The sequence below is a fragment of the Plantactinospora sp. GCM10030261 genome (assembly GCF_042666615.1).
GTDB lineage: Bacteria > Actinomycetota > Actinomycetes > Mycobacteriales > Micromonosporaceae > KBS50.
Map to the genome: position 1 here is coordinate 221802 of NZ_JBHTDD010000005.1, position 26782 is coordinate 248583.

The following is a 26782-nucleotide window of genomic DNA, read 5'->3' on the forward strand; positions in this document are numbered from 1 at the left end:
CCGATCAGAAACACACGAGATAATCGAGCGCGGGACCGCGCGGCGGCAGGTGGCTCGCAGCGACATCACGCACCACACGCGGCGGGCAACGTACCTCCGGCCAGCACGCTGCGTACGCCTATGACGTACCGGGGAACCCGACCCGACCCATCGCCCGTTCTAGCTGTCGAGCAGCGCGGTCCATGAGGTGGCGCCGGGTCTCCATTCCGGCCTGCGCCGTCGTGGCGCTCGGCGCGGCCGCACTCGCCTGGCGGTCCGGCCGATTGATCCGCGTGGATGGCGTTTCCGCCGCTGGCGGTGCCGGCGTTCCCCTCAGCGGCGGTGATGGCGTTCCTGCCGGCGACGACCGAGCTGGCGGCCTGGCGGATACGCGTGACGCGCATGATACGCGTGACGGTGACTTTCCACGTGCGACTGCCCGCCCCACACGGTAGGTTTGGCCACATGACTGTCGCGCTCACCCCCGCATCGTGGGTGACGCGTTGGCTGATGCGGTCGATCGCCATGTTGGCGGCCACCGCATTCACCGCCTTGGCGCTCGCGCTGGGTGCCGGCACGGCTGCCGTGCCGGCCGTCGTCGCGAGCCCGGCCTCCGGCCCCGCGACCGCGACCCAACCGGCCCGGGTGACCGTCGCCGACGGCGCCACCCTCGACCTGAGCGACGAGCGGGCAACCGAGCGGCAGACGACGGCCGCTCCCCGCGACCACCGGACCGACCGGCAGATCACGGACGCGGTGGTTCCCGTCGCAGCCGTCGCCGATCTTGTCGGTCTGGACGCGGCGCGGTCGGTCGGCGAGCGGGCGCCGCCCGGACGCTGAGGCGTCCCACCACCCGCGTCGCCCTTCGCCGATCCCCGTTCCGCCGTTTCTCGCGCGGACCCGTGGGATCGCGGTAGCGGTTCCGGCCCGGTGCTGGACGCCGTCCGCCGCGTCCGCCTTCCCCGCGTCGATCCCGAGGTGCCCCCATGGAAACCGCGCTCTCCCTGATCATGCTCGATGTTCCTCGTGCCGCCATCATCTGGCTCGTCCTCCTGGTGCTCGGCCTTGCCGCGATGGCGGTCCTGGTCGTTCAGCCGATCCGCCCGGCCCACGCCGTCCGGCCCGCCGGACCGCCCACCCCCGAGGAGCGGGATCTGCTCCGCTACGCCGACGAGGTGATGGTCGCCGCGGACCGGGCCGCCGAAACCGCTCGTCTGGCCCGGGAACGCTGGGTGACGACCGAGGACGCGGCCGAGTCGGCCTGGCAGACGTACCTGTCCGCCGACGAGGCATTGCGCCGGGTCGCCGCCGCGGCGGCGCTGCCGGTCCCCCACACGCCGCAGACCCCGGCCGAGTACGCCGACCGGGAGCGGTACCTGCACCGGGCCGCCATCGCCGCACACTGGCGCGGCGAGCTGTCGGTGGGCCGGTTGGCGGACGCGCTGGCGCACCGGCCTGGTTGGGACCCGCGCCGGCATCCGGTCGACCAGGAGCGGTTCCTGCTCCAGATGATCCGGAACGACCGGCTGGCCGAGCACGAGGCCGCCGTCGAGAAGGAGCGGGCCGCCTGGCTGGAGGCGGAGCGGGCGGCCGACGCCGCCGAGCGGTTGCGCCGTGAGGCGTACGCGGCGAATGCCGCCGCTGTGCCGGTGACCCGCCAGGCGGCCGACCGGGTGCCGACCCGGACGTCGCCGGGCCGGCTGGCAGCTCGCTGGCGGGCACTGCGGGTCAACTGAGCCGGCTCCGGCGGCGGACCGGGCCGGCTCAGCGGCGGAACGGGCCGCGTACCTCGTAGGTGATGCCGCCGCTGCCCACATCGGCGCCGGACGTGCCGCGCTGGGAGGAGAAGTAGAGCCGGCTGCCGTCCGGGGAGAAGGCCGGGCCGGTGATCTCGGACTCGCCCTGCCCGAGGATCCGCAGGAACGGTGCCACCACGCCGTCCGGCGTGATGACGTTGATCTCCATGTTTCCGCCGTCCTCGGCCACGAACAGATCGCCCGAACCGGCGCCGGTGATGTTGTCCACCCCGGTGAGCGGCGCGTTACCCCCGGGCACCTGCGCCGCGTCGTACGCCAGATCGAGCACCTCGTGGACCGCGTCGTACGCCCACACCCGGTTGTCGCCCTTGGTGGTGAAGTAGCAGACGCCGCGGTCATACCAGCAACCCTCGCCGCCGTCGAAATGCCGTGCCGCGGCGACCTGGTGCCGGGTGGCGATCGGAAAGCCGTCCCGATCCGGGATGTCCCGCCAGGTCACCGGGCCGGTCACCGGATCTGACGGTCCACAGAGGACTTGAACTTGCCCGGTGCGGAGGTCCCCCCAGGTGTCCGGGATGAACCGGTAGAAGCACCCGTCGTCCTCGTCCTCGGTCAGGTACACCACCCGCCGGTCCGGATCGCACGCCGCCGCCTCGTGGGTGAACCGGCCCATCCGGGTGCGCTCCTCGCCGGACCGGCTGCCGTCCGGCCAGGTCTCGAACACCCGACCCAGCGGAACCTCCTCACAGGACAGCCAGGTGCCCCAGGGGGTTGCGCCACCCGCGCAGTTGACGTTGGTGCCGGACAGGATCCGGTACGCCGAGGCAACCGAACCGTCGGCGTTGAACCGTACGGCACCGGCTCCGCCGAAGATCGGTATCTCCGAATTGGACACGTAGATCCAGCCGGTGCCGCTGGGGAAGCAGGCGCCACCATCCGGCGCCCAGTGCCACGTGTACGAGGTGCCGGGGACCCGCTGTCCAGAGCGGGCGATCACCCGACTGGCGAAGCCGGTCGGTAACTGGATGCCGTTGACGTCGGCGGCGAGCAGCGTTCCGTACGGCCCGGGGCCGGGCTGGGCGACGGCGCCGAACGCCTGCTGCCACAGGGCTCCGGAGAAGGCGGCGGTGCCGGCTCCGACAACGGCGGCGCGTAGCACGGTACGACGTTCCATGGGACACCTCCGGGGGTGGGGTGTCCTCACGCTAGTGCGCAATTCCATCGACCGCACTAAATTCCTCGGGAACGGTGGATGATCAGACGGGGTCTACGATGGTGCTGAGCAGCAGCGCCCGGGAGGTGCTGGATACCTCGTGTCCGGGCAGCCAGGTGCAGCCGATGTCGTATCCGACGACCCGTCCGCTGGACAGGACCCGCCGGATCGCCGCCACCACCGTCGTCAACGACGGTCCACCAACCGCCGGATAGCGCAGCGGCGGCAGTTCGGCGGGATCGGCGACGTCCAGGTCGACGTGCAGGAACAACGGTCCGTCGGGCAGCATGTCCCCGCCCCGGGCAGCCGGGCTGGCCACGTCCGGCGTGGTCAGGTCCGGGCTGGCCAGGTCCGGAGCGGCCAGGGCTGCCACCGACGACCGCCGGATCGGAGCGCTGGACAGGTAGTCCACCTCGGGCGGATCCAGGTCGCGGGCGTCGACCAAGAGCACCCGATCCTCGTCGACGGCACGCAGCCCGAGCCGCTCGGAGATCAGGTCCGGGCGGTAGCCGGTCATTATCCGCAGCGGGATGCCGCCGAGATAGCCAGACGTGGTGGTCTCCAGCGTCTGCACGTCGCCGTGCGCGTCGAACCAGACCACGGCCGGGTCCAGACCCGCCCGTTGCAGCCCGGCCAGGACGCCGAGCGACACCATGCAGTCGCCCGAAACCACCGTCGGCGCCGCGCCGGCCCGGGCATCCCGGTCGACCGCACGGGCCACCGCGTCGTACAAGTCACCGAGCCGGCGCCACGCGTCACCCGCGGGCAGGTCGGGCACCACGGTCTCCGCCGCCGTCCCGGGGGGCAGCAACAGGTCCAGCTCCGGAAGATGTTCGTCGAGATGGTACGGCGCGACGAGGATCGACATACGTCGACCGTAACGCCGTACCCCGGTACCGTGCATCGGTGGTGGAGATCCGGATTGACGTCGCTGACCCCTCCGACCTGCCTCGCCTCATCGCGGTGCGGTACGCGGCCTTGGCGGCACAGGCGCCGTCCGCCTACTCGGCAACGGAGGTCGAGACGCTGCTCGGCGATGTGGATGAGGACGAGTTGCGGCGGATGATCCGGGACCGTCAGCTCTTCGTGGCCCGCGTGGGTACGGAGGTTGTCGGGCTCGCCGGTTGGCGCGGGGACCGGGTGCGCCACGTTTACGTCGATCCGGACCTCACCCGGCGGGGCATCGCCAGCCGGTTGCTCCAGCGGGTCGAGGCTGACTACCAGGACCGCACCGGAGCCGACGAGGTCAGGGTGGGCGTCGCGCTGCACGCCAAACCGTTCTATGCGGCCAACGGCTACCGGCTCGTCGAACAGGCAGCCGCATGGGACGGCAGCGCCTACCTCCGGATGGCAAAGCCGCTCACCCCCGCCTACGTCCGGCGCTCCGCCCGCGTGCTGGTGGTCGACAGCGCGGACCGGGTCCTGCTGATCCGGTCGTTGACGGTGGCCGGCGACCCGCACTCCGGGCACATCTGGCTGACGCCCGGTGGCGGTGTGGAGCCGGGGGAGAGCCTGCCGGCGGCAGCCGTCCGCGAGCTGGCGGAGGAACTGGGTCTCCGGGCGGCGGCCGAGGAGTTGACGCCCGTGGCGTACAGCGGCGGCCACGCCGATCTGTGGTTGAGCGGCCTGTTCCGGGACGACTTCTTCCTGCACCGGGTCACCAGCCACGAGGTCGACCCGGCCGGGCTCACCGAACTTGAGCGGAGCCATTACGCCGGCTATCGCTGGTGGACGGTGGCCGATCTGGGCGCGACCACCGAAACCGTGTACCCGTTCGGCCTGGCGGAGCTGCTGGCTGAGATCGTCGCCGGGCGACCGCCAGTGATCCCCGTCGAATTGCCCTGGCACCACGGGTAGCTCCTCGCTGCCGATCCGGTCGTACCTTCTGCGGGCATGTCCGTGCGGTGTGAGTGCTGCCGAGTTCCAGGCCTGGCGTGGCGGCCTCCGGGTCGGTGTCCGCCGATGGTTCCACGGTGGCGTCGCGGCGTGGCGGTTCCGCAGCGTGGGCGGTGTGGCGGCGTGGCGGTTCCGCAGCGTGGGCGGTGTGGCGGTGTCGCCGTGTCGCCGTGTGGCGGTTGATGTCGTCGGGTCCGGTCCCGTTCAGCATCGTTGGTGGTAGGTGTTGTGTCGGGGGTGTTGTTGGGGGTCGATCCAGGGTGGGGGGATGAAGTGTGGTCGGCCGCCGGGGATTGGCTGGACCTGCCAGCCGTCGTGGTGGACGGTGCGGTGGTGGTGTCCGCAGAGCAGGACGCCGTTGTCGAGGTTGGTGGGGCCGCCGTCGGTCCAGTGGACGATGTGGTGGGCCTGGGTCCAGCGTGGTGGTCGGTCGCAGCCGGGGAAGGCGCATCCGCCGTCGCGTAAGGCCAGGGCGCGGCGGACGGCGCCGGTGAACAGGCGTCGTTGCCGACCCATATTCAGGACCTGACCGTCACCGTTCAGCACGGCCGGCAGGATGCCGGCGTCACAGGCGAGCCGGCGGACCGACTCGGCGGTCACGGCGTCACCGGTGTCGAGCAGTCCGGGGCGGAGGGTGTGGGTGAGGGGGTCGTAGCTGGTGGTGACCACCACCTGGGTGGGTTCCCCACCTGAGTCAGGTAGGTCGCCGGTGCGCAGTGTCAGTCGACAGATGTCGGCGAGGGCGTCGTGGCGGCGTTGACCGGGGTTGCGGGTGTCGTCGCGGGTGTGGGGCTTGGTGAGCGGGTCGAGCGCGGTGCGGAGCAGGGCCGACGTTTCTCTATCCAGGAGGCCGGACAGCCGGAGGCGGCCGTCGCCGGTCGGGGACAGGGTCAGGTAGCGGTCACGCCGCCCCCGGGCGTCCTCGGCGTCCAACGCTTTGCGCTGCGTGTCCTCGGCGAGGTGCGGAGCGACGTGGTCGAGGATCCGGTGGGCGAGCCGCCGCAGACCGTCGGGGTCGAACTCGCGGGCCCAGTCCAGCAGGATCCCGACGGTCTTGTCCGCTGCCACCGCACCGGCCTCTTTCCGCACCGTGGCCACGGTGTCGGCGATGACCCGGGCCTGGTCGATCGACACGGCACCGGTGGTCACCGCCTGCCGGAGCGGGTCGGGCGCGGTGTCCAACCGCTGGGCGTCGGTGACCGCGAGCCGGGCGGCCCGACCGGTCATCCGGTGCCGATGCCGCAACCACGCCGTCGTCGAGGTCGCACCCTGCCGCTGAGGCAAACCCCGGCCGTCGGCCTCGTGTACCAAGCCGAGCACCAACGCGTCCACCTTGCGCCGCAGCGCTCCAGCCATGTCCAACACCGCGAGCAACTCAGCATCGCTGAGCGCCCAGGCCGACCCGACGAGAACGTCATCGACCGTCTCGCTCAATGTCGCCAGGGCCTCCCGCACGCGGCTACGTTCGCACGCGTGTACGACATGATCACGCTTTGTGAAGATCGCGCCAGCTGATTCTGCGTATTGGCGTGAATCGGTCAAAGCAGGGTGGATTCTGCGGCTCTCGGACCCGCCCCGCAGGGCGACCCCCGGGCCGGGACCGTGGCCGGACTCCACGATCGCGGACGCCACGCCGGGTTGCCGCGCTCATCCACGGGTACGGCTTCGGAAGGTGGCCGACAACCAACCGGCCACGCCGTCAATCCACGAGAGCCACCGGAACAACCGAGACCACGACCTGCGGAGGAATCGTGCGCGCACTCGTCATCAACTGCACGCTCAAGCCGTCCCCGGAGCCGTCCAACACCGAGGCGCTGGCCGGCGTGGTGATCGACGCGCTCCGGGGCCAGGGTGTCACAGTCGACGTCGTCCGGGCTGTGGATCACGACATCAAGCCTGGCGTACTTACCGATCTGGGCGAGGGGGACGCCTGGCCGGCCATCCACGACGCCCTCCTGGCCAGCGAGATTTTGATCGTCGCCTCGCCCACCTGGGTCGGCCGGCCGTCCTCGGTGGCCCAGCGGGTGATCGAGCGGATGGACGCGATGATCTCGGAGACCGACGACGGCGGCCGACCCGTGGCGTACAACAGGGTCGCCGGGGTGGTGAACACCGGCAACGAGGACGGCGCGCACCATGTGATCAGCGAGATCTGTGGTGCGCTCGTCGACATCGGTTACACGATCCCGGGGCAGGCGTGGACGTACTGGCACGCGGGTCCCGGCCCCGGCCCGAACTACCTGGACGAGCAGCGCGGCCACGACTGGTCCGCCGGGACCGGTCGGGCGATGGCGGCGAACCTGGTGGCGGTGGCCCGGGCCCTCGACGGAAAACCGATGTCGGCGCCACCCGAGTGACATCGGGTCCGAGAGCGGACATATTGCCTATCCGAGAAGTCGTTGATCGTGCGGTTACTCCGGAGAAGCAGGGGTAGCTGGACGTTCATGAGGGTCTTGGGAATCAATGCGATCTTCCACGATCCGGCCGCCGCGCTGGTCATCGACGGGCGGGTCGTGGCGGCCGCCGAGGAGGAGCGGTTCAGCCGGCGTAAGCACGGCAAGCGTCCGGTGCCGTTCGCGGCGTGGGAGCTGCCGGAACTGTCCGCCGCCTGGTGTCTCAGCGCCGCCGGGCTGCGCCCGGAGGATCTCGACGCGGTGGCGTACTCGTTCGACCCGGCCCTCGTTCGCGACCCGACCGAACTCGGCCTGGAGGACCCCTGGGACTGGTTGCGGGTCAGGTACGCCGAGCGGGCTCCCCAGTTCCTCGCGGCGGCGCTGCCCGGCCTGGACTCCGGGATCGTCCGCTTCGTGCCGCACCACGTGGCCCACGCCGCGTCCGCCGGGCTGGCCGCACCAGCCGCCGACGGCAACCCGGCCACCGACGGCAACCCGGCCACCGACGGCAACCCAGCCGTCGGCGACTCCCAGCGTACCGGCCACGACATGGCGGTCCTGGTCCTGGACGGCCGGGGCGAGGCGGCCAGCCACCTGTCCGGCGTCTACCGGGACGGCGTCCTGCACGAGCTGGCCGCCCAGCAACTGCCGCATTCGCTCGGCCTGCTGTACGAGGACCTGACCCGGCACCTGGGATTCGTTCACTCCAGCGACGAGTACAAGGTGATGGCGTTGGCCTCGTACGGGCAGCCCCGGCATCTGGGACTGCTGCGCGACCTGGTCCGGACGACCGACGACGGCGGCTTCACCATCGAGCGGATCGACTGGGGCAGCCTGGCCAAGCCGCGTCCGGCCGAGGCCGAACTCACCGACGAGCACGCCGATCTGGCGGCCAGCGTCCAGGCCCGGCTCGAGGAGGTCATCCTCGACCTGGCCGGCTGGCTGCACGAGGCCGCCGGTGGACCGTCGACCCTCACCCTCGCCGGCGGGGTGGCGCTGAACTGCGTGGCCAACGCCCGGCTCGCCGCGCAGAGTCCGTACCGGCGGATCTGGGTGCAACCGGCGGCGGGTGACGCCGGCACGGCGCTCGGGGCGGCACTGCACGTCGCCGCCACCGGCGGCGACCGGCCGGTGCCGATGCCCGGTGCCGACCTCGGCCGCGGCTGGTCCGACGACGAGTTGGAGGCCGAGCTGAGGCGGGCCGCGCTGCCCTACACACGCCCCGAGTCGATCGCCGCCGAGGCCGCCCGGACGCTCGCGGCCGACGGCCTGGTGGCCTGGTTCCAAGGCCGCAGCGAGTACGGGCCGCGCGCGCTCGGCCACCGGTCACTGCTCGCCCACCCGGGTAGGCCGGACACCACCGCCCGGATGAACGACGTGAAGGGGCGCGAGCAGTTCCGGCCGATCGCGCCAATGGTCCGCGCCGAGCGAGCCGCGGAGATCTTCGAAGGGATGCTGCCGAGCCCGTACATGCTGTTCGTCCATCGGGTACGCGACTCCTGGCGCGACCGGATTCCGGCGGTCGTGCACGTGGACGGCACGGCCCGGGTGCAGACCGTCAGCGCCGAGAACGAGCCGTTGGTCGCCGAGATGCTTGCCGAGTTCGACCGGCTCACCGGGCTGCCGGTCGTCATCAACACCTCGCTCAACACGGCTGGTCGACCGATGGTGGATACCCCGCGCGAGGCGATGGAGCTGTTCGGATCCGCGCCGATCGACCTGCTCGCCCTCGGCCCGTTCGCGGTACGCCGCGCCGACCTGGCCACCAACCGATGATCAGCATCGTGATTCCCACGATCGGCCGGCCGAGCCTGTCCATGCTGCTCGACGCGCTCGCCACCCAGCAGGCCGGCACGACCCAGCAGGCCGGCACGACCCAGCAGGCCGGTACGGCCAGGCAGGCCGGCACGACCCAGCAGGCCGGCACGGCGCGGCAGGCCGGCACGGCGCGGCAGGCCGGCACGGCGCGGCAGGCTGGCACGGCGCGGCGGGAGCCAGCCGACCTCGCCGAACCGGTCCTGGCCGACCTGGAGATCCTGCTGGTGGACGACCGGGCGGGCCACGGCGCCGCGCTGGCCGTACCGGCCGCGCTCACCCCGTACGCGAAGGTGCTGACCGGGACCGGCGGCGGGCCGGCGGCGGCCCGCAACGTCGGCTGGCGGGCGGCCCGGCAGCCATGGGTGGCGTTCCTGGACGACGACGTGCTGCCCGACCCGGACTGGTTGCGGCGGCTGGTGGCGGACCTCGACGTGCCCGGTGACGTCGGGGGTGTGCAGGGTCGGATCGTGGTGCCGCTACCGACCGGACGGCGACCGACCGACTGGGAACGGGTCACTTCGGGGCTCGCGGACAGCCGGTGGGTCACCGCGGACATGGCCTACCGCCGCGCCGCGCTGACCGCCGTCGACGGCTTCGACGAGCGGTTCCCGCGAGCATTCCGGGAGGACAGTGACATCGCCTACCGGGTACGCCGGGCCGGCTGGCGCCTGGTGCGGGGGGACCGGACCGTCCGGCATCCGGTACGGCCGGAAGGCCCCTGGATCAGCCTGCGTACCCAGCGTGGCAACGCCGACGACGCGCTGCTGCGCCGGAGCTACGGGCCGCGCTGGCGGGAGGTGCTCGACGTGCCGGCCGGGCGGCGGCGCCGGCATGTCGCGATGACCACGGCTGGCGCCGTGGCCGTGGCCGGCGGGCTGGCGCTGGCCGTCGGTACGGTATCGGCCAACCGGCGGGCGCTGGCCGGAGTGACGGCGCTCGCCGCCGCCGGCTGGGCCGCCGGCACCGCCGAGTTCGCGTGGGCCCGGATCGCCCCCGGCCCGCGCACCCGCGCCGAGGTCACCACCATGCTCGTCACCACCGTGCTGATCCCGCCGCTGGCGGTCGGCCACTGGTGTGCCGGTTGGTGGCGCTCCCGAGACACGGCCCGCGCCGATCTGCCGCGCGGTCGGATCGGCGCGGGCGAGGACCACGCCTGATGGGCCGGACCCAACCCGGCCCGCTCTTCGACGCCGTCCTGTTCGACCGGGACGGCACATTGATCGAGGACGTGCCCTACAACGGTGACCCGGAGAAGGTCCGCCCGGTGCCCGGGGCCCGGGCGGCCTTGGACCGGCTGCGCGCGGCCGGCCTGCGACTCGGTGTGGTCTCCAACCAGTCCGGACTGGCCCGAGGGCTGTTCACCGCCGACGATCTGCGCCGGGTCAACGAGCGGGTCACCGACCTGCTCGGACCGTTCGACACCTGGCAGGTCTGCCCGCACGACGAGAACGCCGGCTGCCCCTGCCGGAAACCGGCCCCCGGCCTGGTGCACACCGCCGCCGCAGCGCTCGGCACCGCGTCGCGGCGCTGCGCGGTCGTCGGCGACATCGGTCGGGACATGACGGCCGCCCTGGCCGCGGGCGCCACCGGAGTGCTGGTGCCGACCCCGGTGACCAGGACCGAGGAGGTGGCCGAGGCGCCGGCCGTGGCCGCCGACCTGCCGGCCGCCGTGGAGTGGATCCTGGAGCGGCAGGGTCGGGTCACCCCGCTGCCCACGGCGGTGGCCCGCCGGGCGGGGCGGGTGCTGGTGGCCCGCAGCGACTCGGCCGGCGACGTACTGCTCACCGGTCCGGCGATCCGAGCGGTGGCCGCACACGCCGATCGGGTGATCATGCTCTGCGGGCCGCGCGGGCGGGCAGCCGCCGAACTGCTACCCGGAGTCGACGAGCTGATCGAGTGGCGACTGCCGTGGATCGACCCGGCGCCGGGACCGGTGGACCCGGCCGAGCCCGCGCGCCTGGTCGCCGCCCTCGCCCGGTACGAACTGGACGAGGCGGTGATCTTCACCTCCTTCCACCAGTCGCCGCTGCCGCTGGCACTGCTGCTGCGGATGGCCGGGATACCGCGGGTCAGCGCGGTCAGCGACGACTATCCGGGTTCGCTGCTCGACGTACGCCATCGGGTACCGGTGGGAATTCCAGAGCCGGAACGGGCGCTCTCCCTGGCGGTGGCCGCCGGCTTCGCGTTGGCGCCGGAGGACGACCCCCGGCTGCGGGTGACCCTGCCCGCCACGGCGGACGCCGCCGCGATTCGAGCCGCCACGGCGGACGCCGCCGCGATGCGAGCCGTCACGGCGGACGCCGCCACCGGTTACGTGGTGGTGCATCCGGGTGCCTCGGTGCCCGCCCGCGCCTGCCCACCAGAGCGGTACGAGGCGATCGTGGCGTCACTCACCCGGGCCGGTCACCGGGTGCTGGTGACCGGATCGACAGGTGAGCGGGAACTGACCGCGACGGTGGCCGCCGCCGGCGCGTACGACCTCGGCGGGCGGACCTCACTCGCCGACCTCGCCGAACTGCTCGTCGGGGCCCGTTGCCTGGTCACCGGCAACACGGGACCGGCACACCTGGCGGCGGCCGTCGGCACGCCGGTGGTCAGCCTCTTCGCGCCGACCGTGCCGTTCGGACAGTGGGCGCCCTACCGGGTGCCGGTGGTTCGGCTCGGCGACGCCACCGCCGGCTGCCGGGAAACCCGGGCGGTGAGCTGCCCGGTTCCGGGACATCCCTGCCTGTCCGGAGTGGACCCCGCCGACGTGGTCGGGGCCGTGGCCCGGTTGGCATCGACGGACGGGAGGCAAGGACGATGAACATCCTGTTCTGGCACGTGCACGGCTCCTGGAGCACCGCATTCGTGCGGGGCCCGCACCGCTACCTGGTGCCGGTGACCCCGGACCGGGGACCGTACGGTCTCGGCCGGGCCCGCACCTACCCCTGGCCGGACACCGTCATCGAGGTTCCTCCCGAGGAACTGGCCACCGCTGACGTGGACGTGGTCGTCCTGCAACGCCCCGAGGAACTGGAACTCGCCACCGAATGGCTTGGCCGCCGGCCCGGTCGGGACCTGCCGGCGATCTACGTCGAGCACAACACTCCCAAAGGTGACGTTCCCAACACCCGGCACCCCATGGCCGACCGGGACGACATGGTCCTCGTCCACGTCACGCATTTCAACGAGTTGTTCTGGGACAACGGGGGGACCAGAACCACGGTGGTCGAGCACGGCGTGGTGCCTCCGGCCGCCGGCTACACCGGCGACCTGGAGAGATTCGCCGTGGTCACGAACGAGCCGGTCCGCCGGGGCCGCGTCACCGGCACCGACCTGATGCCGCGATTCGCCGAGGTGGCCCCGCTGGACGTGTACGGCATGGGGGTTGACGCGCTGCCCATGGCGCTCGGCCCGATCGGTCGCCGGGTCACCGCGTACGAGGACCTGGCGCAGGGACCGATGCACGAGCGGATCGCCCGACGCCGCGCGTACCTGCACCTGTGCCGGTGGACCTCGCTGGGACTGAGCCTGATCGAGGCGATGACCATCGGGGTGCCGGTGATCGCCCTGGGCGCCACGGAGGCGGCCCGGGCCATCCCGGACGGCGCCGGGGTGGTGTCCACCCGGGTCGACGACCTGGTGGCGGCGGCCCGGTGGCTCGTCGCCGAGCCGGCAGCCGCCCGGGAACTGGGCGAGCGGGGGCGACGGGTGGCTCTCGACCGGTACGGCCTGGCCCGATTCCTGGACGACTGGGACCGGCTGCTGAAGGAGGAGATGTGCGGATCGCGCTGATCAGGCCACGCCGACCGGGCGGAACTGGACACTGACCCGGGGCGCCACCGCCCGGGTCGTCTTGGGGACGGCGTGTTCCCAGGTCCGTTGGCAGGAGCCACCCATGACGATCAGATCGCCGTGGCCCAGCGGGAACCGCCGGCTGGGGCCACCCCCGCGCGGGCGGAGCAGCAGCGGTCGGGGCGACCCGAAGGACACGATCGCCACCATGGTGTCCTCGTGCGCGGAACGGCCGAGGGTGTCGCCGTGCCAGGCGACGCTGTCCCGGCCGTCGCGGTAGAGACACATGCCGGCGGTGACGAACGGCTCGCCCAGTTCGGCGGCGTAGTGCTCGGACAACCGGCTGCGGGCCGCCGTGAGGACCGGGTGGGGCAACGGCTCGTGTCCGTCGTACCAGCGCAGCAGCCGGGGCACGGTCACCTCGTTGTCGAACATGACCCGGCGTTCCGCCCGCCAGTCCACCTCGTGTAGCAGGGTGTCCAGCACCGCGTCGGATCCCCGCACCCAGCCGGGCAGGTGGTCCACCCAGGCGCCCCGGCTCAGCGAATGCCGGCGGATCTGCCCGGCCAGCCGGCCGAGCCGGGGGCCGTCGTCACCGAGGTCGAGCATCGACGGCTGGTACGCGAGCTGGCTCATGTGGCTCAGCGTACCGCGCTGTTCGTACGCCCGTTCGACTTTCGGCCAGGCGCCGAACCGATCAGGGCGCGGTGAGCACGGCCCGGGCGGCGGTCTCCACCAGGTGCCGGAGGTCGGCCGGGTCCCCATCTTGGAGCAGGCGGTGCCGGACCACCGTGTAGGGCAGGCTGATCGTGCCGATCGTCACCCGGTCCACGCCGTCCCGGGTGACACTGCCGTACAGCTCCGTGGTGACCTGCTTGAGCAGCGCGGTCACCGGGTCGTTCAGGGTGCGCAGCGCCTCGGCCAGCTCGGCCGGCAGGGAGGCGTCCGCGTCCAGGTCGGCGCGGCTGGCCACCAGCAGCAGCCGGGCGTCCTCCGGATGCTGGGTGGCGAAGTCGACCACGGCGAGGGCGGCGGCCAGTGCCCGGGGTAACCCCGGCTCCGCCGCCGAGGTGGCCTCGAACAGGTCGGCGTGGAACCGCCGGATGGTGCGGATCCACAACTCGGCGACCATCACCGAGCGGGACCCGAACCGGTGGTAGAGCGATCCGGTGGGTGCGCCGCTGCGTTGCGAGATGGCCGCGGTGGTGACCCCGCGTGGGCCGTGCGCCAGCAGGAGATCGCGTACGGCCGCCAGGATCTGCTCGTCGGAGTGGGTCCGGCGGGCGTGGGGTCGGCCGGTCGGCATGTCGCGAATGTACGCCCGGCCGGGGGCCGACCCGAGCGGGTCGGTGGGGAGTCCGTGGTGAGCCACGTCACTCTAGAGCGGACACTCTAGAGCGTTTGCTCTAGTCTGGCGGTGTGTCCGAGGGACCCCGGGAGGCGACGTCGCCCACGCGATCCGCCGCTCCCGCACTGCCGACGGGGCAACGGATCGCGCCGCTGCGCCGGTTCGGGCTGCCCTGGTTCGCCCCGATGGTGCCGGCCCCGCCGGCGCTCCCGACGATCACCGTGGGCGGGACGGTCCGCCGACCCACCCAACTGACCGTCCCCGAGGTCATGCGGCTGGCCGACCGCGCCACCCTCCGCGCCGATCTGCACTGCGTCACCACCTGGACGGCGACCGGGCTGTGCTGGGGCGGCGTGCCGTTCGCCGCCGTGCTGGCGTACCTCACCGAGTTGGTCCGACCACACCGTGACGTCCGGTGGGTGACCCTCACCGGCCTGGACGGCTACCGGGCCTGCCTGCGGTTGGACGACGCCACGGCCCCGGACGTGCTGCTCGCGGACACCCTCGACGGCGCGCCGCTCGACCTCGCCGCCGGCGCGCCGGTGCGGTTGGTGGCGCCCGAGCATTACGGCTACAAGAGTGTGCGGCACGTCGCCGCGATCGACTTCCGCACCCGGTACGACTCCGGTTCGGCCGGCTGGTTGGCTCACCCACGGGCCCGGGTGGCGCGCGAGGAACGCAGCCGTGGCCTGCCCGGCGTGCTGTGGCGCCCGGTGTGGCGGTGGAGCCAACCTCGGGTCCGGCGCCGCTACGACCGATATCCGGTCCCGCCCGGGAAACACTGACCGGGAACACTGACCGGGGAAAGCGGCCCGGACGACAGCGAGGAGGAGACAGTGACGGAGCCCGCGAATCCGCCCGTCGACCTGGCGGCGGCCCGCCGGCTGCTGGCCGCGCAACCGTTCAGCGTGCTGCTCGGCGCGCGGTTGGCCGAGTTCGGCGACGGTACGGCGGTCCTCGAACTGCCGGCGCGGGACGAACTGCGCCAGCAGAACGGCTACCTGCACGGCGGCGTGCTGAGCTACGCGGCGGACAACGCGCTGACCTTCGCCGGTGGGTCGGTGCTCGGGCCGAGTGTGCTCACCGGAGGGCTGACCATCAGCTACCTCCGGCCCGCCGCCGGTGACCTGCTCCGGACCCGGGCCACCGTCGTGCACGCCAGCCGGCGCCAGGCGTTCTGCCGGTGCGACCTGTTCGTCGTCCAGGACGGGGAGGCCGTGCTCTGCGCCGCGGCGCAGGGAACGATCGTCTCCACCCGGTGAGGCGGATCCCCAGGCCGAGCGCTGCCGCTCTCAGGCCGATCGCGACGCGAGCAGCCGGCGTTGGACGGCCTCCAGCGGTCCGTGGTCGAAGCGTCGCAACCACACCCGGGCGAGCACGACGAGAGCGACGCTTACCGTGAACCACAGACCGAGGACCCACCACGGGCGGGGCAGCGACGACGTGGCGAGCCCGACGCCCCAGCCATAGCAGAGGATCGCGCAGAGCAGGTTCTGCAGGACGTAGCCGGAGAGCGCGGTCCGGCCGAGCGCGGCGAGGCTTGTCGACACCGGCCCCGGCCGGGCGATCCGGTCCAGGATCGTGCCGATCAGGCCCAGGTAGCCCAGGGTGACAAGCGGCGGCAGGACGTACCGGTCGACAAGCACCAGATCGGGTCCGGCGACCGTGCTGGCGATGTTCAGCGGCAGGCCGATCGCCAGACCGACCCAGAGCAGTCGACGCCGCAACCGGCGGCCACGCTCGTCGGGGGCGAACGCCCCGGCCCGGAACAGCCGCACTCCGAGCAGGAAGAGAAAGACCAGCAGACCGAACGCGAAGATCGGCTCCGCGCGCAGGAGCCCGGCGTGCTCCAGCCGGATCCACACCTGGTTGAGGTAGCTGTCGGTGCGCAGCAGGTTCTCGTCCACGGTCCAGGTGGACGCGGACGCCGGAGCGGCCAGCAGGGCCGCCGTCCCGAGTAGCATGAGGGTCAGGTGAACGCCACCCGCCAGCCACATGGCGGCGTTCCGCACCCGGGACGACCGGCCGAGCAGCCAGGCCACCAGGAGCGCGGTCACCGCATACCCCATCAGCACGTCGTACGCGAATATCAGCAGGTAGTGCAGGGTGCCCTCGGCGAACAGCAGGAGCGCCCGGCGTGGATACCGCCCGGGCCAGCGCTCCCCGCGCCGCACCGCCGACCGGTGCTGGATGGCCAGACCCACGCCGAACAGGATGGTCAGCATCGCCAGGAACTTGCCGTTGGCGAGGAACCGGAGCACGGTCTCGGCCAGCGAGTCCGCCAGCGGTGCGATGGCGCCGGCGTCGGCGACCAGGGCGTACTCGCCGTCCGGGTGCGCGAAGACCCAGACGTTTGTGGCAAGCGTCCCGAGGATCGCCACCCCGCGCAGCACGTCGAGCAGGACCAGCCGGCTCGATCTCGTGGTCGCTGTCGGCGTGCACGCGGTGGTCGCCTTCATGGTGTTTCCCTCCCCGATGCCGCAGCCCCCGCTCCGGCCTCCTCAGCGTTCCGTCGAGCCGCGTCGAAAGCGTCGCCCCGCGCGATGAACCCGGCGTACACCGTTCGGCGGATCCGGCCGAAAGTTTCTGCCGGAAGTTGTCCTCCCGGGCCGCTCCCCGGTCGACGCATGGGTGACGGCAAAACGCGAACGACAGGAGCGAGACGATGTCCAAGGTCATGACCGGCGCGACGATGTCCATCGACGGCTACATCTCCGGCCCCAACGAGTCCGGGTTCGACCACCTGTTCCGGTGGTACGGCAACGGCGACGTGGAGACCCCCACCGCGATGCCGGGGATGACGCTACGTACCTCGAAGGCCAGCGCCGAGCACCTGCGAGAGCTGAACGAGCGGACCGGCGCCCTGGTCGTCGGCCGGCACCTGTACGACGCCACCAACGGCTGGGGTGGCCGGCACCCGATGGACGTGCCGGTCGTGGTGCTCACCCACCGGCCGCCGACCGACCGGCCGGTTGCCGACGAGAACTTCGTCTTCGTTACCGAGGGCATCGAGGCGGCGGTCGCCACGGCCCGGGAACTCGCCGGGGACAGCTGGGTGGTCGTGAACGGCGGCACCATCGCCCGGCAGTGCCTGGAAGCCGGGCTGCTGGACGAGATCCATGTCGACCTGGCGCCGGTCCTCCTGGGTTCCGGCACCCCGTTCTTCAGCGAACTGGCCACGGTGCCGGTGGAGCTGGTCGGCCCGACCAGGGTTGTCGAGGGAATCGGCGTCACTCACCTGCGGTACGAGGTCGTCCGCTGAGCCTCCGGCAGTCGCTGAGCCTCCGGCGGCTTCAGATCACCCGCTCGTTGCCGCCGTCGACGCTGATCTGGGCGCCGGTGGTGGCGGCGAACGCCTCGCCGCAGAGGGCCGCCGTCACCTCGCCCACCCGGGCGCTGGTGATCTCGGTGCCCAACAGGTTCCGCCGCTTGTACTGCTCGGCGCTCAGGCTGTACTGCCGGGCCCGGTCCTCGATCAGCTCCGGCGTCCAGAGCGCCGTGTCGAAGACCGCGTCCGGGTGCAGGACGTTGACCCGGATCCGGTCGGGCGCCCACTCCAGCGCGGCCACCCTGGCCACCTGGACGGCCGCCGCCTTCGACGCCGAGTAGGCGGCGGCACCCGGGCCGGGCGCCGGCGCGTTACGGGAGGCGATCAGCACCACCCGGCCACCGCGCGGGGACAGCGCCAGGTACGGGTGCGTCAGCCCGAACAGGCTGGCAACCGAACCGGCGTTGACCGCCAACGTCCGGTCCCAGGTGGGGCCGTCCAGGTCGGCGAGGTGGCGACTGTTGGGGAAGATCCCCGCCGCCGCGACCACCATGTCGAGGCCGCCGAAGGTTTCGACGGCCCGGTCCACCGCCGACGACAGCGCCACCCGGTCCGTCACGTCGGCGCGTACGCCCAGGAAGTCGTCGGCGTCGGCGCCGGTGATCTCCTCGGCGATGTCGACGCCCACCACGGCCGCTCCCCGCCGGCGCAGCGCGTCCGCGCAGGCCCGGCCGATGCCGGACGCGGCGCCGGTGACGAGCGCGACCTCGCCCGCGAACTCGGGAGCTGGGCCGCTGCGACGCAGTTTGGCCTGCTCCAGCTCCCAGTACTCCATGTCGAACATCTCCGCCGCGGAGAGCGCCTGGTACGTGCCGATCGCCTCGGCGGCGGAGATGATGTCGATGGTGTGCCGGTAGACGTCGTACGCGATCCGCATCTCGGCCGGACGCCGGCCGGTGGCGAGCAGGCCGAACTCCGGATCGAGGAGCACCCGGGGCGCCGGGTCGAGCATCCGCACCGGTTCGGCCCGCCGCTCCCGGTGCCGCTCGACATAGTCGCGGTAGTCCGCCGCGTACCTCCGCACGTCGTCACCGATGAGCGGGAGCCGTTTCGTCCGGATGACGTGTTCCGGGGTGGCCGGACCGCGACCGGCGACCGAGGCGAGATCCGGCCGCGTCACGAACGCCCGGATCGCGGCATCCTCGTGCCGGCCGAGCAGCATCGGCGTCTCCGCCACGGCGGAGACCTCCCGGCGGAGCCGGGCCAGGCGCAGCGGGTCCACGACCGGGCGCTCAGCGGCGCTCGGCGCCGGCCGGGCCCGATCGGCCAGGTAAGCCTCGGCGCGGGAGATCAGGTCGATGTGCCGCCGGTACGCCTCCTCGGCGTCCCCGCCGAAGGTGAACAGGCCGTGGTTCAGCAACACCAGGCCGACCGTGTCCGGGCCGACCTCGGTGGGGACGATCTCGGCCGCCCGGCGGGCCAGGTCGAAACCGGGCATCACGAACGGCACGACGACCACGTCCGGGCCGTACACCTCCTCGACCACCGCCCGGCCGTCCGGCTGGTTGGTAAGCGCGAGCAGCGCGCCGGCATGGCTGTGCAGGGCCACCGGGTGTGGCAGGAGCGCGTGCAGCAGCGACTCGACGCTTGCCGTCGGCGCCGAGGCGGTCAGCGACGCGCAGCGCAGCTCGTTGACCATGTCGCTGTCGCTGAGCTGGTCGAGAGTGAGCAGCGCCCGGAGCCGGGCCAGGCGCAGCGGCGCGAAGCCGGCGACCTCGATGTCGGCCAGGTCCCATCCGCTGCCCTTGACGTACAGCACGTCCACCGGCTCGCCGAGCACGTCCGTCGTGGTGATCTTGGCTGAGGTGTTGCCCCCGCCGTGCAGCACCAGACCCGGATCCTGACCGATGAGTCGGGACGCGTACACGAGCTGCCCGAGCGGGTCCGTCGCGGGCGGGGCGTCGGACGGGTTCCAGCGGTCGCGCATCCGGCTCCTCAGGGCTGTGGTTCGTCGGGGCGGCCGCCGGCGGACGGCAGGATTATCCGCCGCTCGGTGACGATCGCGGCGACCAGGGCGGCGGGGGTGACGTCGAACGCGAAGTTTAGCGTCTCCGTGCCGGCCGGGGCCGTGCGCGGACCGCTCCCCGAGACGATCTCCGTCCCATCGCGGATCTCGATCTCGACATCCTGCCCCGTCGGGGTGGCCAGGTCGATCGTGGACTCCGGGGCGGCCACCAGCACCGGAGCGCCGGCCTGCGCCGCCGCGAGGGCCAGCGGATAGGTGCCCACCTTGTTGATCACGTCGCCATTGGCGGTGATTCGGTCAGCGCCCACCACCACCGCCCGGGCCAGCCGGCGGGCCAGCACCGTGGCGGCGGCCGAGTCGACCACGAGGGTGTGCGGGGCGCCCAGCCGGGCCAGCTCCCAGGCCGTGAGCCGGGCGCCCTGGAGCAGCGGACGGGTCTCGGAGGCGTACACGTGACCCAGCGAGTCCTGCTCGTGCAGCGCGCGGACCACACCGAGCGCGGTGCCCCACTCCACGCAGGCAAGCGCGCCGGCGTTGCAGTGGGTCTGCACGGTCACCGGCCGACCGACGGTCTGGACCAACCAGTCCGCGCCGCGCAGGCTGAGTTCCCGACAGCACCGCACGTCCTCGGCCAGCACGTCGAGCGCCTCGGCCAGGATGGCGTCCGGGCCGCGGTGCAGGTGACGGAGCGCCCGGTCCACGCCCCAGGCCAGGTTCACCGCCGTCGGGCGGGCCGAGCGTAGCGTCGCGGCGGCGGTCCGGACGGCGTCCGGATCACCGTCGAGGGTCCGGGCGGCCAACGCCACCCCGAGCGCCCCGGCCACGCCCAGCGCCGGCGCCCCCCGCACCGCCAACCGGCGTACGGCGTCGACCAGGTCGTCCACAGAGGAAATCTCCAGGTACGTGAGCTCGCCGGGGAGTCGCGTCTGGTCGATGAGGACGATCCGGTCCGCGCGCCAGTCGATGGTCCGCACCAGCCACCTCCGGGGTCGGTGGACACAACCTAGCCGCGACCGCGGCGGGGCGGCAATGTTCCGCCTCGGCGCGGCTACTCGAGGACGGCGTCAGAGTGAGCTGGCGTGGGCGGCGATCAGACGCCAGCCCATGTTGTCGTCGTAGAGCCAGGTGCGGGTGTAGCGCATCCGGGCGGCGAACGTGTTGCCGGCGAAGGTGCCCTCGATCTGGCCGAGAAACCAGGTGACCCCGGTCCGACCGTCCACGAGCACCCGCAGTTCCTCCTCGACCACCCTGGTCAGCGCCTGCTGACCGGTGCTGTGCACCGCGAGGTCGTCCTGCTTGGTGTAACACCGGCCGTCCGGCCCCAGCGTGAAGATCAGCCGGTCGTCCAGCAGCCGGTCCAGCTCCGCCACGTCGCTGGCGAGCTGCGCGGCCTGGAGTCGACGCTCAGCGGTGTGCAGTTCGTCCACCCGACTCTGCTGGGACACCTGGCTCTGCTCGTCCACCCGGCTCTGTTCGGACACCGTCGACCCCACTTCGTCGTACGTCGATGGGAGCCGATTCAGAATACCGTCAGCGCCAGCCGTATCCGGACCGCAGCGCCGCGCCGATCCGGTCGAACCGGGCCCGGTCCAGCACCGCCCCCTCGCGCCGGATGCCGTCCTCGCGCATGGTCAGCACCCGGTCCAGCCGGACCCAGCTCGGTCGGTTGTCCCGGTCCCAGGCGCCGGGGCCCAGCGCGAGCCAGTGTCGCTGCCCGTCCCGGTCGCTCTGGCTGGACAGCATCAGGCCGAACAGCGTCCGGCTGGACCGGCCGACCACCAGCACCGGGCGGTCCTTGCCCTGGCGCGGGTCGTCCTCGTACGGCACCCAGGTCCACACGATCTCACCTGGGTCGGCGTGCCCGTCCAACTCCGGCGCGTAACTGAGCTGGCGCCGCTGCAAGGCGGCGACCTGGCGCCGACGCGCCGGCTGGGCGGGGACCGGCCCCCGCGTCATCGCACCACGCCGGGTCACCCGACTGACCGTCGCCGCCACACCACGCCAGAGTCCCGCCACGGCGGGCAGCGTACCGGCCTTCCGGAAACAGCCAGCGGCCCGCCTCGACGGTAAGGAAGGCCCCGCGCCGGGCACAGGCCCGAGGTCAGTTCACCGCCCGCTGCTGCCGACTTCCGACATGGCGGGTGTGCGCGGCGGATTTCCTGGTCGGGGCAGTGGCGGGCGAACTGGTGCTGGGTCGAGCCCATAAATGGCGCGACCGCGCGCGTCCCTGCCAGTACATTGTTCTAGTAATTTAACAACGGTAAGTTAGTCCTCGGGGAGGACATGTGGTGGCATCCGATCGCCGTTGGTGGGTCCTCGCGACAGCCGGATCGGCGCAGCTCATGGTGGTCCTGGATTCGACGGTCGTGACCATCGCGTTGCCCTCCCTCCAGCGCGACCTGGGGATGAGCGACGCGTCTCGTAGCTGGGTGGTTGCCGCCTACGCGTTGGCGTTCGGCGGGTTGCTGCTACTCGGTGGACGACTCAGCGACATGATCGGTCCGCGACGGACGTTCGCGCTTGGGTTGATTGGCTTCGCGCTGGCGTCAGCGCTTGCCGGTCTGACTCCGACCGCCGGACTGCTGTTCGCCGGCCGCGCCGCCCAGGGCGTGTTTGCCGCCCTGCTCGCACCCGCCGCGTTGGCAATGATCTCGGCGACGTTCGTCGAGCCACGGGAGCGTGGAATCGCATTCGGTGTCTATGGAGCGCTCACCGGAGCGGGTGCGGTGATCGGGCTTCTGCTCGGCGGCACCCTGACCCAGTACCTCGACTGGCGCTGGTGTCTGCTCATCAACGTCCCGATCGTGATCGGCACTCTGATCGGAGTCAAGGGAATGAGCGCTGATCGGCCGGCTCGCCGGGTACGGCTCGATCTCATGGGCGCGTTCAGCAGCGTGCTCGGCATGACGGCGTTGGTCTTCGCCATGACCGAGGTCGCGGGCCGGGGCTGGACTGACCCGCTCGTCGCCGCCCTGCTGGCGCTCGGCGCGTCGATGCTTGTGGTGTTCGTCCGCGGGCAACGGGTAGCCGCTCGGCCTCTGCTGCCGCTCGGGGTGCTTCTAGACCGGACACGAGGTGGGGCGTTCCTCGCGGTTGGGCTGCCGCAACTGGCGCTGTTCGGGTTCTTCCTCGTGCTGACCTACTGGTTCCAGCAGGTTCTTGGCTACTCACCGATCCGGGCTGGGTTGGCCTTTCTGCCCTTGGCGTTGGCTATCGGGGTGGGCTCGACGCTGATCGCTGGCCTGCTCACCCCCCGGCTGGCGGCACGTCACCTCATCGTTCCGGCGCTTCTCGTGATGGCAGCCGGAATGGCGCTGCTGATCGGTATCACGCCGGGGACGGCAGGGCTCTATCTCACCCGGTTCCTGCCGGCGGAGATCCTGATCGGTCTCGGCCTCGGGTGCGCCATCACCCCCGCGGTCGCCACCGCGACCAGTGGAGTCGGCGACGAGGACACCGGTGCCGCTTCCGCCGCCGTCAATGCCGTGACCCAAATCGGTGGCTCGATCGGCACCGCGTTGCTCAACAGCATCGCCGCTACCGCCGCCGCGAGCGCGCTCCGCAGGGCGCCCGACCGGAACGCGACCGAGGTCACCGTGGCCGGGTTCGACGCCGCACTACTGACTGCCGCGGCCCTTCTGGTGCTGACGGCCATCGCGGTCGTCCTGGTCATGCCTGGCACAGTGCGGATTCGGCAACCCGGCCGAACCGAGCAGGATGACAGGAAGCCCACCCCCGCCGTCGATCGCCTCCGGTAGCCTCCGGTCCCGGCGTCGCTGTCGGCCCTGACCAAGCGCGCCGACCACGGTATTGGCCCGAGCGGCCGGTCCTTCAACGGTCCCGGTCGACGGGTCTGGAGGCCCGGCCGCCGGGCTCAGTCGCCACGCCCGCCGGCACGGTGGCCACGGCGGCCTGTTGGCGCTGGTAGTGGCGGGCCGCCCGGGCTCGGTTGCTGCACGACGGCTTGCAGAACTCCTGCCGGCCGTGGCCCTTGACGAAGTAGCGCACGCAGCGAGGCGCCGTGCAGGCGCGCAGGTTGGGCCGGTCGGGGCCGGAGAGGAAGTCGATGGTGGCCCGGGCCAGCGCGGCGAGCAGTGCGGTCCGCGGGTCGGCGCCCGCAGGCACCGGCCGACCGACCGGGTCGTCGCCGTCCACCCAGGTCAGGCGCGGCGTCACCAGGACCCGGGCGGCGGCGGAGTTGACCCGGTCGAGCGCCGCCGGCAGCGGCAGCAACCGGTGCGCGTCGGCGGGACTCGGTGGTCCCGGCCGCACCGCGTACGCGAAGAGGGCCCGGACCCCGGTGCGGAGGGCGACCACCGATGCCAGTGCCTCCTCGTCGGCGGCGAAGCCCGCCGCCCAGTCGCCGAGGTGTGGGGCGCGGTCGCGTACCCAGGCGGTGAGGCCGGCCGGCTCGACGAGGTCGTCGGCCACCCCGCCGTGACCGTCGTGGCGGATCGTGCTCGCCAGGCCCAGCGACAGATTGATCACCCGGCCAACAATACGCTAACGTGCCTAACGCCTAAACATTATTTAGCGTTAGAGACGTCACGGGAGGCCACCGCATGCTCGTACTCGCCCACGTCAGCGATCCGCACCTGGACGGCACCGACCGGACCCAGCACCGCGCCGAGCGGGTGATGGACCACCTGCGCTCCCTGCCCCGGCCGGTCGACGCGATCCTGGTCACCGGGGACATCGCCGACCACGCCGAGCCCGACGAGTACGTGACGGCGGCGCGGATCTTCACGGCGCCGGTCCCGGTGCTCTTCGCGCCGGGCAACCACGACGCCCGGGCGCCCATGCGCGAGCATCTACTCGGCGAACCGCCCGCCGACGAACCCGTCAATCGCCTGCACCGGGTCGGCGACGCGGTGATCCTGATGTGCGACTCGACGGTCCCCGGGGAGGCGCACGGGGAATTGGCGCCAGAGACTGTCGAATGGATCGACCACCAGCTCACCCGCCATCCGGACCTGCCGGCGTTCCTGGCCTTCCACCACCCGCCGGTACGGATGCACCACCCCCTGCCGGACACCTGGCCGCTGCGCCCAGCCGCCGACCTCGCGGCGTTGCTGCACGCCCACCCGCGGGTCGTCGCCGTGCTGACCGGGCACGCGCACACCGCCGCCGCGGCCACCTTCGCCGATCGTCCGCTCCTGGTGGCGCCCGCGATCACGTGGGCGTTGCGGATGCCCTGGGAGGGTGACCGGCCGGCCGACACCGACGCGCCACCCTGGCTCGCGTACCACGTGCTCGGCGACGACGGCAGCTTCGTCACCCACTACCGGGTGGTGGCGTGAGGTGACGGTGCTGGTGGCGGGCGGGTTCCTAATCGCCGTCCTTCCGCTGGTCGCCACTCCCGGGGCGAGCCTCACCCTGCTCGTCCAGCGGGTCACCGACCGGGGCGTCGGCCAGTGCGGCCCGGTGATCGCCGGCACCGTCACCGGCCTGTACACGCACGCCGGGTTGGCCGCCGTCGGACTGTCCGCCCTGGTCATGCGGTCCAGCCAGCTCTACACCGTGGTACGCCTGGTCGGCGCCGGCTACCTGGTCGGGCTCGGCATCTGGATGTGGCGCGGGTCGACGGGTGCGCGCTCAGCGGACCGCGGTGCCCAGGACCGCGACGTGCGGGAGCGCGGCTCGACGTACCGGCAGGCACTGCTGGTAAACGTGCTCAACCCGAAGGCCGCCTCGATCTACCTGACGTTGGTGCCGCAGTTCGTCGACCCGGGGGGTGCCGTGACGTACCAGATCCTGCTGCTGGCCACCGCGCACGCCGTGCTCATCGCGGCCTGGCTGGTCGGCTGGACCGTGGTGCTGGCCCGGGTCGGGCGGGCCGTCCGCTCGGCACGGTTCGCCGCCATCGCGCGGCGGACCTGCGGGGTGGTACTTGTCGCCCTCGGGCTACGCGCCGCGATATCGACCGGGTAACGGGCGATGCCGGTCGGGATGCGAGGCCAGTTCGGTCCGGGTGGCGTGGCCATGCCGGTCTGGTGGCGTGGCCACGTCGGCGCGGTGGCGTGGCCACGTCGTCCCGGGATGGCCACGGTGCGGGCCGTGCGGTTCGGCCGGTCGTAAGCCGACGGAAAGGGGACCTGAAGCGGCGGCTGGCATCGTGGTCTCGGCAAGTAGCCAGGACGAATACCGGAGGACCACAGTGCGCAAGATCATCGCCTCGACCTACGTCTCCCTCGACGGCGTCATCGAGGACCCGCAGAACTGGACCATGGAGTATTTCAGCGAGGACGCCGGCGCGTACGCGTTCGGTCTGTTGCAGACCTGCGACGCGCTGCTGATGGGGCGGCGGACCTACGACGGCTTCGCCGCCAGCTGGCCGACCATGGAGGAGCAGACCGGCGAGTTCGGCGTCAAGATGAACACGATGCCGAAGTACGTCGTCAGCGACACCCTGGAGACGGCCGACTGGACCAACTCCACAATCATCCGGCGGGACCAGGCCCTCGACGAGGTGCGGGCCCTCAAGGAGCAGCCCGGCGGCGACATCCTGATGTACGGCTTCGGGCCGCTCGCGTACGACCTGCTGCGCGACGGTCTGCTCGACGAGGCCCGGTTCTGGATCCACCCGGTGTTCGTCGGAGGGGAGAGCCTCTCCAACCAGTTCACCATCGACAAGGCCGCGCCGAAGCTGGAACTGGCCGACACGCAGACGCTCAGCTCCGGCGTGGTGATCGTCTCCTACCGCCCGGCGGCCAAGGCCACGTGACGGTCACCCGCCAGGCCCCGACGACCGTGAGCAGCACCAGGCCCGGTCAGGGCGACGGAGACACGAACACCACGATGTCGGTCTCCCGGCCCGGCCGGGGTGCGGGCTCCGGCCAGCCGATCCGGCGATAGAACGCGAGGGTGTCGTGGGCCTGGTTCCAGGTCAGCAGCCAGGCCCGCCCCTCGGGTGCGTCGGCGGTGAAGGCGGTCAGCAGCCGGCGGCCCAGGCCGGTGCCGCGGGCCCGCGGTCGTACTCCCAGTTCGTCGATTTCGAGGGCGCCGACCAGCAGCTCCTCGACCCGGTCGGGACCGAGCCGGTCGAGCACCCTGCCGTAGGCGCGGTCGGTGCGGAACGGGGGTCGGGTGGGCCAGCCGGTGACGAAGCCGTCCACCTCGCCGCGATCGGAGAAGGACAGGATGGCCCGGAATCCGGGCCGCTGGGCGTCCTCCACCAACCGCCTGCGGAAGTCCACTGTGTCGGCCGGGTGCCGGTGATTCCACGGTGGACCGCTGAACACCTCGACGTACGCCTCGGTGAGCTGGTCGGCGACGGTGACTATGTCGGATCCGAAGTGTCGCACGGT

General features: G+C 72.2%; 27 protein-coding genes. 15 read left to right on the forward strand and 12 right to left on the reverse strand.

Annotated elements, in window-relative coordinates; all coding sequences use genetic code 11:
- The first annotated feature begins 444 nt into the window (after positions 1 to 444).
- A complete protein-coding gene (locus ACFQUZ_RS08885) occupies positions 445 to 819 on the forward strand; it encodes a hypothetical protein (RefSeq protein WP_377439926.1) in 375 nt (124 codons plus the stop codon).
- A 146-nt stretch (positions 820 to 965) separates the two neighbouring features.
- Positions 966 to 1715: a hypothetical protein gene (locus ACFQUZ_RS08890; protein WP_377439928.1), complete on the forward strand. Its 750-nt coding sequence runs from the start codon at positions 966 to 968 to the stop codon at positions 1713 to 1715.
- Between the two features lie 28 nt (positions 1716 to 1743).
- Here ACFQUZ_RS08890 and ACFQUZ_RS08895 read toward each other — a convergent pair whose 3' ends face one another.
- Together ACFQUZ_RS08895 and ACFQUZ_RS08900 are read right to left on the reverse strand one after the other, a co-directional pair.
- Positions 1744 to 2910, reverse strand: a complete 1167-nt coding sequence (locus ACFQUZ_RS08895) for an alkaline phosphatase PhoX (RefSeq protein WP_377439930.1) — start codon at positions 2908 to 2910, stop codon at positions 1744 to 1746.
- Positions 2911 to 2992: 82 nt separating this feature from the next.
- Positions 2993 to 3817: an arginase family protein gene (locus ACFQUZ_RS08900; RefSeq protein WP_377439933.1), complete on the reverse strand. Its 825-nt coding sequence runs from the start codon at positions 3815 to 3817 to the stop codon at positions 2993 to 2995.
- A gap of 38 nt (positions 3818 to 3855) precedes the next feature.
- On the opposite strand from ACFQUZ_RS08900, the gene ACFQUZ_RS08905 reads away from it, so the two are divergent.
- Positions 3856 to 4806, forward strand: coding sequence for a GNAT family N-acetyltransferase (locus ACFQUZ_RS08905; protein ID WP_377439936.1), 951 nt, complete (start codon positions 3856 to 3858; stop codon positions 4804 to 4806).
- A gap of 243 nt (positions 4807 to 5049) precedes the next feature.
- Here the strand turns inward: ACFQUZ_RS08905 and ACFQUZ_RS08910 are convergent, their stop codons facing one another.
- Positions 5050 to 6300, reverse strand: a complete 1251-nt coding sequence (locus ACFQUZ_RS08910) for a DUF222 domain-containing protein (protein WP_377439938.1) — start codon at positions 6298 to 6300, stop codon at positions 5050 to 5052.
- 296 nt (positions 6301 to 6596) lie between these two features.
- On the opposite strand from ACFQUZ_RS08910, the gene ACFQUZ_RS08915 reads away from it, so the two are divergent.
- From ACFQUZ_RS08915 to ACFQUZ_RS08935, 5 genes are all read left to right on the forward strand, one after another.
- Complete coding sequence (locus ACFQUZ_RS08915) at positions 6597 to 7202, forward strand: flavodoxin family protein (protein WP_377439941.1); 606 nt, start codon at positions 6597 to 6599, stop codon at positions 7200 to 7202.
- A gap of 87 nt (positions 7203 to 7289) precedes the next feature.
- A complete protein-coding gene (locus ACFQUZ_RS08920) occupies positions 7290 to 9014 on the forward strand; it encodes a carbamoyltransferase (protein WP_377439943.1) in 1725 nt (574 codons plus the stop codon).
- Positions 9015 to 9022: 8 nt separating this feature from the next.
- Positions 9023 to 10213 carry a glycosyltransferase family 2 protein gene (locus tag ACFQUZ_RS08925; protein ID WP_377439945.1) on the forward strand — a complete coding sequence of 397 codons (1191 nt, stop codon included), beginning with the start codon at positions 9023 to 9025 and terminating at the stop codon, positions 10211 to 10213.
- Positions 10213 to 11862, forward strand: a complete 1650-nt coding sequence (locus tag ACFQUZ_RS08930) for an HAD-IIIA family hydrolase (protein WP_377439947.1) — start codon at positions 10213 to 10215, stop codon at positions 11860 to 11862. The genes ACFQUZ_RS08925 and ACFQUZ_RS08930 overlap by 1 nt, the downstream gene beginning before the upstream one ends.
- Positions 11859 to 12833, forward strand: a complete 975-nt coding sequence (locus ACFQUZ_RS08935; protein WP_377439949.1) for a glycosyltransferase — start codon at positions 11859 to 11861, stop codon at positions 12831 to 12833. Before ACFQUZ_RS08930 ends, ACFQUZ_RS08935 begins: the two co-directional genes overlap by 4 nt.
- On the opposite strand, the gene ACFQUZ_RS08940 is transcribed toward ACFQUZ_RS08935, so the two are convergent.
- The gene (locus tag ACFQUZ_RS08940; RefSeq protein WP_377439951.1) at positions 12834 to 13469 is read right to left on the reverse strand and encodes an alpha-ketoglutarate-dependent dioxygenase AlkB; all 636 of its coding nucleotides are present in this window, start codon (positions 13467 to 13469) and stop codon (positions 12834 to 12836) included.
- Between the two features lie 61 nt (positions 13470 to 13530).
- Positions 13531 to 14139 carry a TetR/AcrR family transcriptional regulator gene (locus ACFQUZ_RS08945; protein ID WP_377439953.1) on the reverse strand — a complete coding sequence of 203 codons (609 nt, stop codon included), beginning with the start codon at positions 14137 to 14139 and terminating at the stop codon, positions 13531 to 13533.
- 113 nt (positions 14140 to 14252) lie between these two features.
- On the opposite strand from ACFQUZ_RS08945, the gene ACFQUZ_RS08950 reads away from it, so the two are divergent.
- Both ACFQUZ_RS08950 and ACFQUZ_RS08955 read left to right on the forward strand, forming a co-directional pair.
- Positions 14253 to 14966, forward strand: a complete 714-nt coding sequence (locus ACFQUZ_RS08950) for a molybdopterin-dependent oxidoreductase (RefSeq protein ID WP_377439955.1) — start codon at positions 14253 to 14255, stop codon at positions 14964 to 14966.
- A 51-nt stretch (positions 14967 to 15017) separates the two neighbouring features.
- On the forward strand, positions 15018 to 15443 hold the full coding sequence (locus ACFQUZ_RS08955; RefSeq protein ID WP_377439957.1) for a PaaI family thioesterase: 426 nt from the start codon (positions 15018 to 15020) through the stop codon (positions 15441 to 15443).
- A gap of 30 nt (positions 15444 to 15473) precedes the next feature.
- On the opposite strand, the gene ACFQUZ_RS08960 is transcribed toward ACFQUZ_RS08955, so the two are convergent.
- Positions 15474 to 16640 carry a DUF418 domain-containing protein gene (locus ACFQUZ_RS08960; RefSeq protein WP_377439959.1) on the reverse strand — a complete coding sequence of 389 codons (1167 nt, stop codon included), beginning with the start codon at positions 16638 to 16640 and terminating at the stop codon, positions 15474 to 15476.
- 206 nt (positions 16641 to 16846) lie between these two features.
- On the opposite strand from ACFQUZ_RS08960, the gene ACFQUZ_RS08965 reads away from it, so the two are divergent.
- Positions 16847 to 17443, forward strand: a complete 597-nt coding sequence (locus ACFQUZ_RS08965) for a dihydrofolate reductase family protein (protein ID WP_377439962.1) — start codon at positions 16847 to 16849, stop codon at positions 17441 to 17443.
- Positions 17444 to 17474: 31 nt separating this feature from the next.
- Here ACFQUZ_RS08965 and ACFQUZ_RS08970 read toward each other — a convergent pair whose 3' ends face one another.
- The 4 genes from ACFQUZ_RS08970 to ACFQUZ_RS08985 form a co-directional block, all read right to left on the reverse strand.
- On the reverse strand, positions 17475 to 19436 hold the full coding sequence (locus ACFQUZ_RS08970) for a bifunctional aldolase/short-chain dehydrogenase (RefSeq protein WP_377439964.1): 1962 nt from the start codon (positions 19434 to 19436) through the stop codon (positions 17475 to 17477).
- Positions 19437 to 19444: 8 nt separating this feature from the next.
- Positions 19445 to 20449, reverse strand: a complete 1005-nt coding sequence (gene mtnA, locus ACFQUZ_RS08975; protein ID WP_377439966.1) for an S-methyl-5-thioribose-1-phosphate isomerase — start codon at positions 20447 to 20449, stop codon at positions 19445 to 19447.
- A 90-nt stretch (positions 20450 to 20539) separates the two neighbouring features.
- Entirely contained in the window at positions 20540 to 20956 is a 417-nt protein-coding gene (locus ACFQUZ_RS08980; RefSeq protein ID WP_377439969.1) for a nuclear transport factor 2 family protein, read from the reverse strand.
- Positions 20957 to 21005: 49 nt separating this feature from the next.
- Positions 21006 to 21491 carry a type II toxin-antitoxin system PemK/MazF family toxin gene (locus tag ACFQUZ_RS08985; protein ID WP_377439972.1) on the reverse strand — a complete coding sequence of 162 codons (486 nt, stop codon included), beginning with the start codon at positions 21489 to 21491 and terminating at the stop codon, positions 21006 to 21008.
- Positions 21492 to 21763: 272 nt separating this feature from the next.
- Between ACFQUZ_RS08985 and ACFQUZ_RS08990 the strand changes: the two genes are divergently transcribed.
- Positions 21764 to 23233 (forward strand): MFS transporter, encoded by a 1470-nt coding sequence (locus ACFQUZ_RS08990; protein ID WP_377439975.1) that lies wholly within the window; start codon positions 21764 to 21766, stop codon positions 23231 to 23233.
- 73 nt (positions 23234 to 23306) lie between these two features.
- Here ACFQUZ_RS08990 and ACFQUZ_RS08995 read toward each other — a convergent pair whose 3' ends face one another.
- Positions 23307 to 23963: a CGNR zinc finger domain-containing protein gene (locus ACFQUZ_RS08995; protein WP_377439977.1), complete on the reverse strand. Its 657-nt coding sequence runs from the start codon at positions 23961 to 23963 to the stop codon at positions 23307 to 23309.
- A gap of 74 nt (positions 23964 to 24037) precedes the next feature.
- On the opposite strand from ACFQUZ_RS08995, the gene ACFQUZ_RS09000 reads away from it, so the two are divergent.
- The 3 genes from ACFQUZ_RS09000 (at position 24038) to ACFQUZ_RS09010 (ending at position 26199) form a co-directional block, all read left to right on the forward strand.
- Positions 24038 to 24775, forward strand: a complete 738-nt coding sequence (locus ACFQUZ_RS09000) for a metallophosphoesterase (RefSeq protein ID WP_377439980.1) — start codon at positions 24038 to 24040, stop codon at positions 24773 to 24775.
- 1 nt (position 24776) lies between these two features.
- A complete protein-coding gene (locus tag ACFQUZ_RS09005) occupies positions 24777 to 25406 on the forward strand; it encodes a LysE family translocator (protein WP_377439983.1) in 630 nt (209 codons plus the stop codon).
- 226 nt (positions 25407 to 25632) lie between these two features.
- Positions 25633 to 26199, forward strand: a complete 567-nt coding sequence (locus ACFQUZ_RS09010; RefSeq protein ID WP_377439986.1) for a dihydrofolate reductase family protein — start codon at positions 25633 to 25635, stop codon at positions 26197 to 26199.
- Positions 26200 to 26245: 46 nt separating this feature from the next.
- On the opposite strand, the gene ACFQUZ_RS09015 is transcribed toward ACFQUZ_RS09010, so the two are convergent.
- The gene (locus tag ACFQUZ_RS09015; protein ID WP_377439989.1) at positions 26246 to 26779 is read right to left on the reverse strand and encodes a GNAT family N-acetyltransferase; all 534 of its coding nucleotides are present in this window, start codon (positions 26777 to 26779) and stop codon (positions 26246 to 26248) included.
- Positions 26780 to 26782 lie beyond the last annotated feature (3 nt).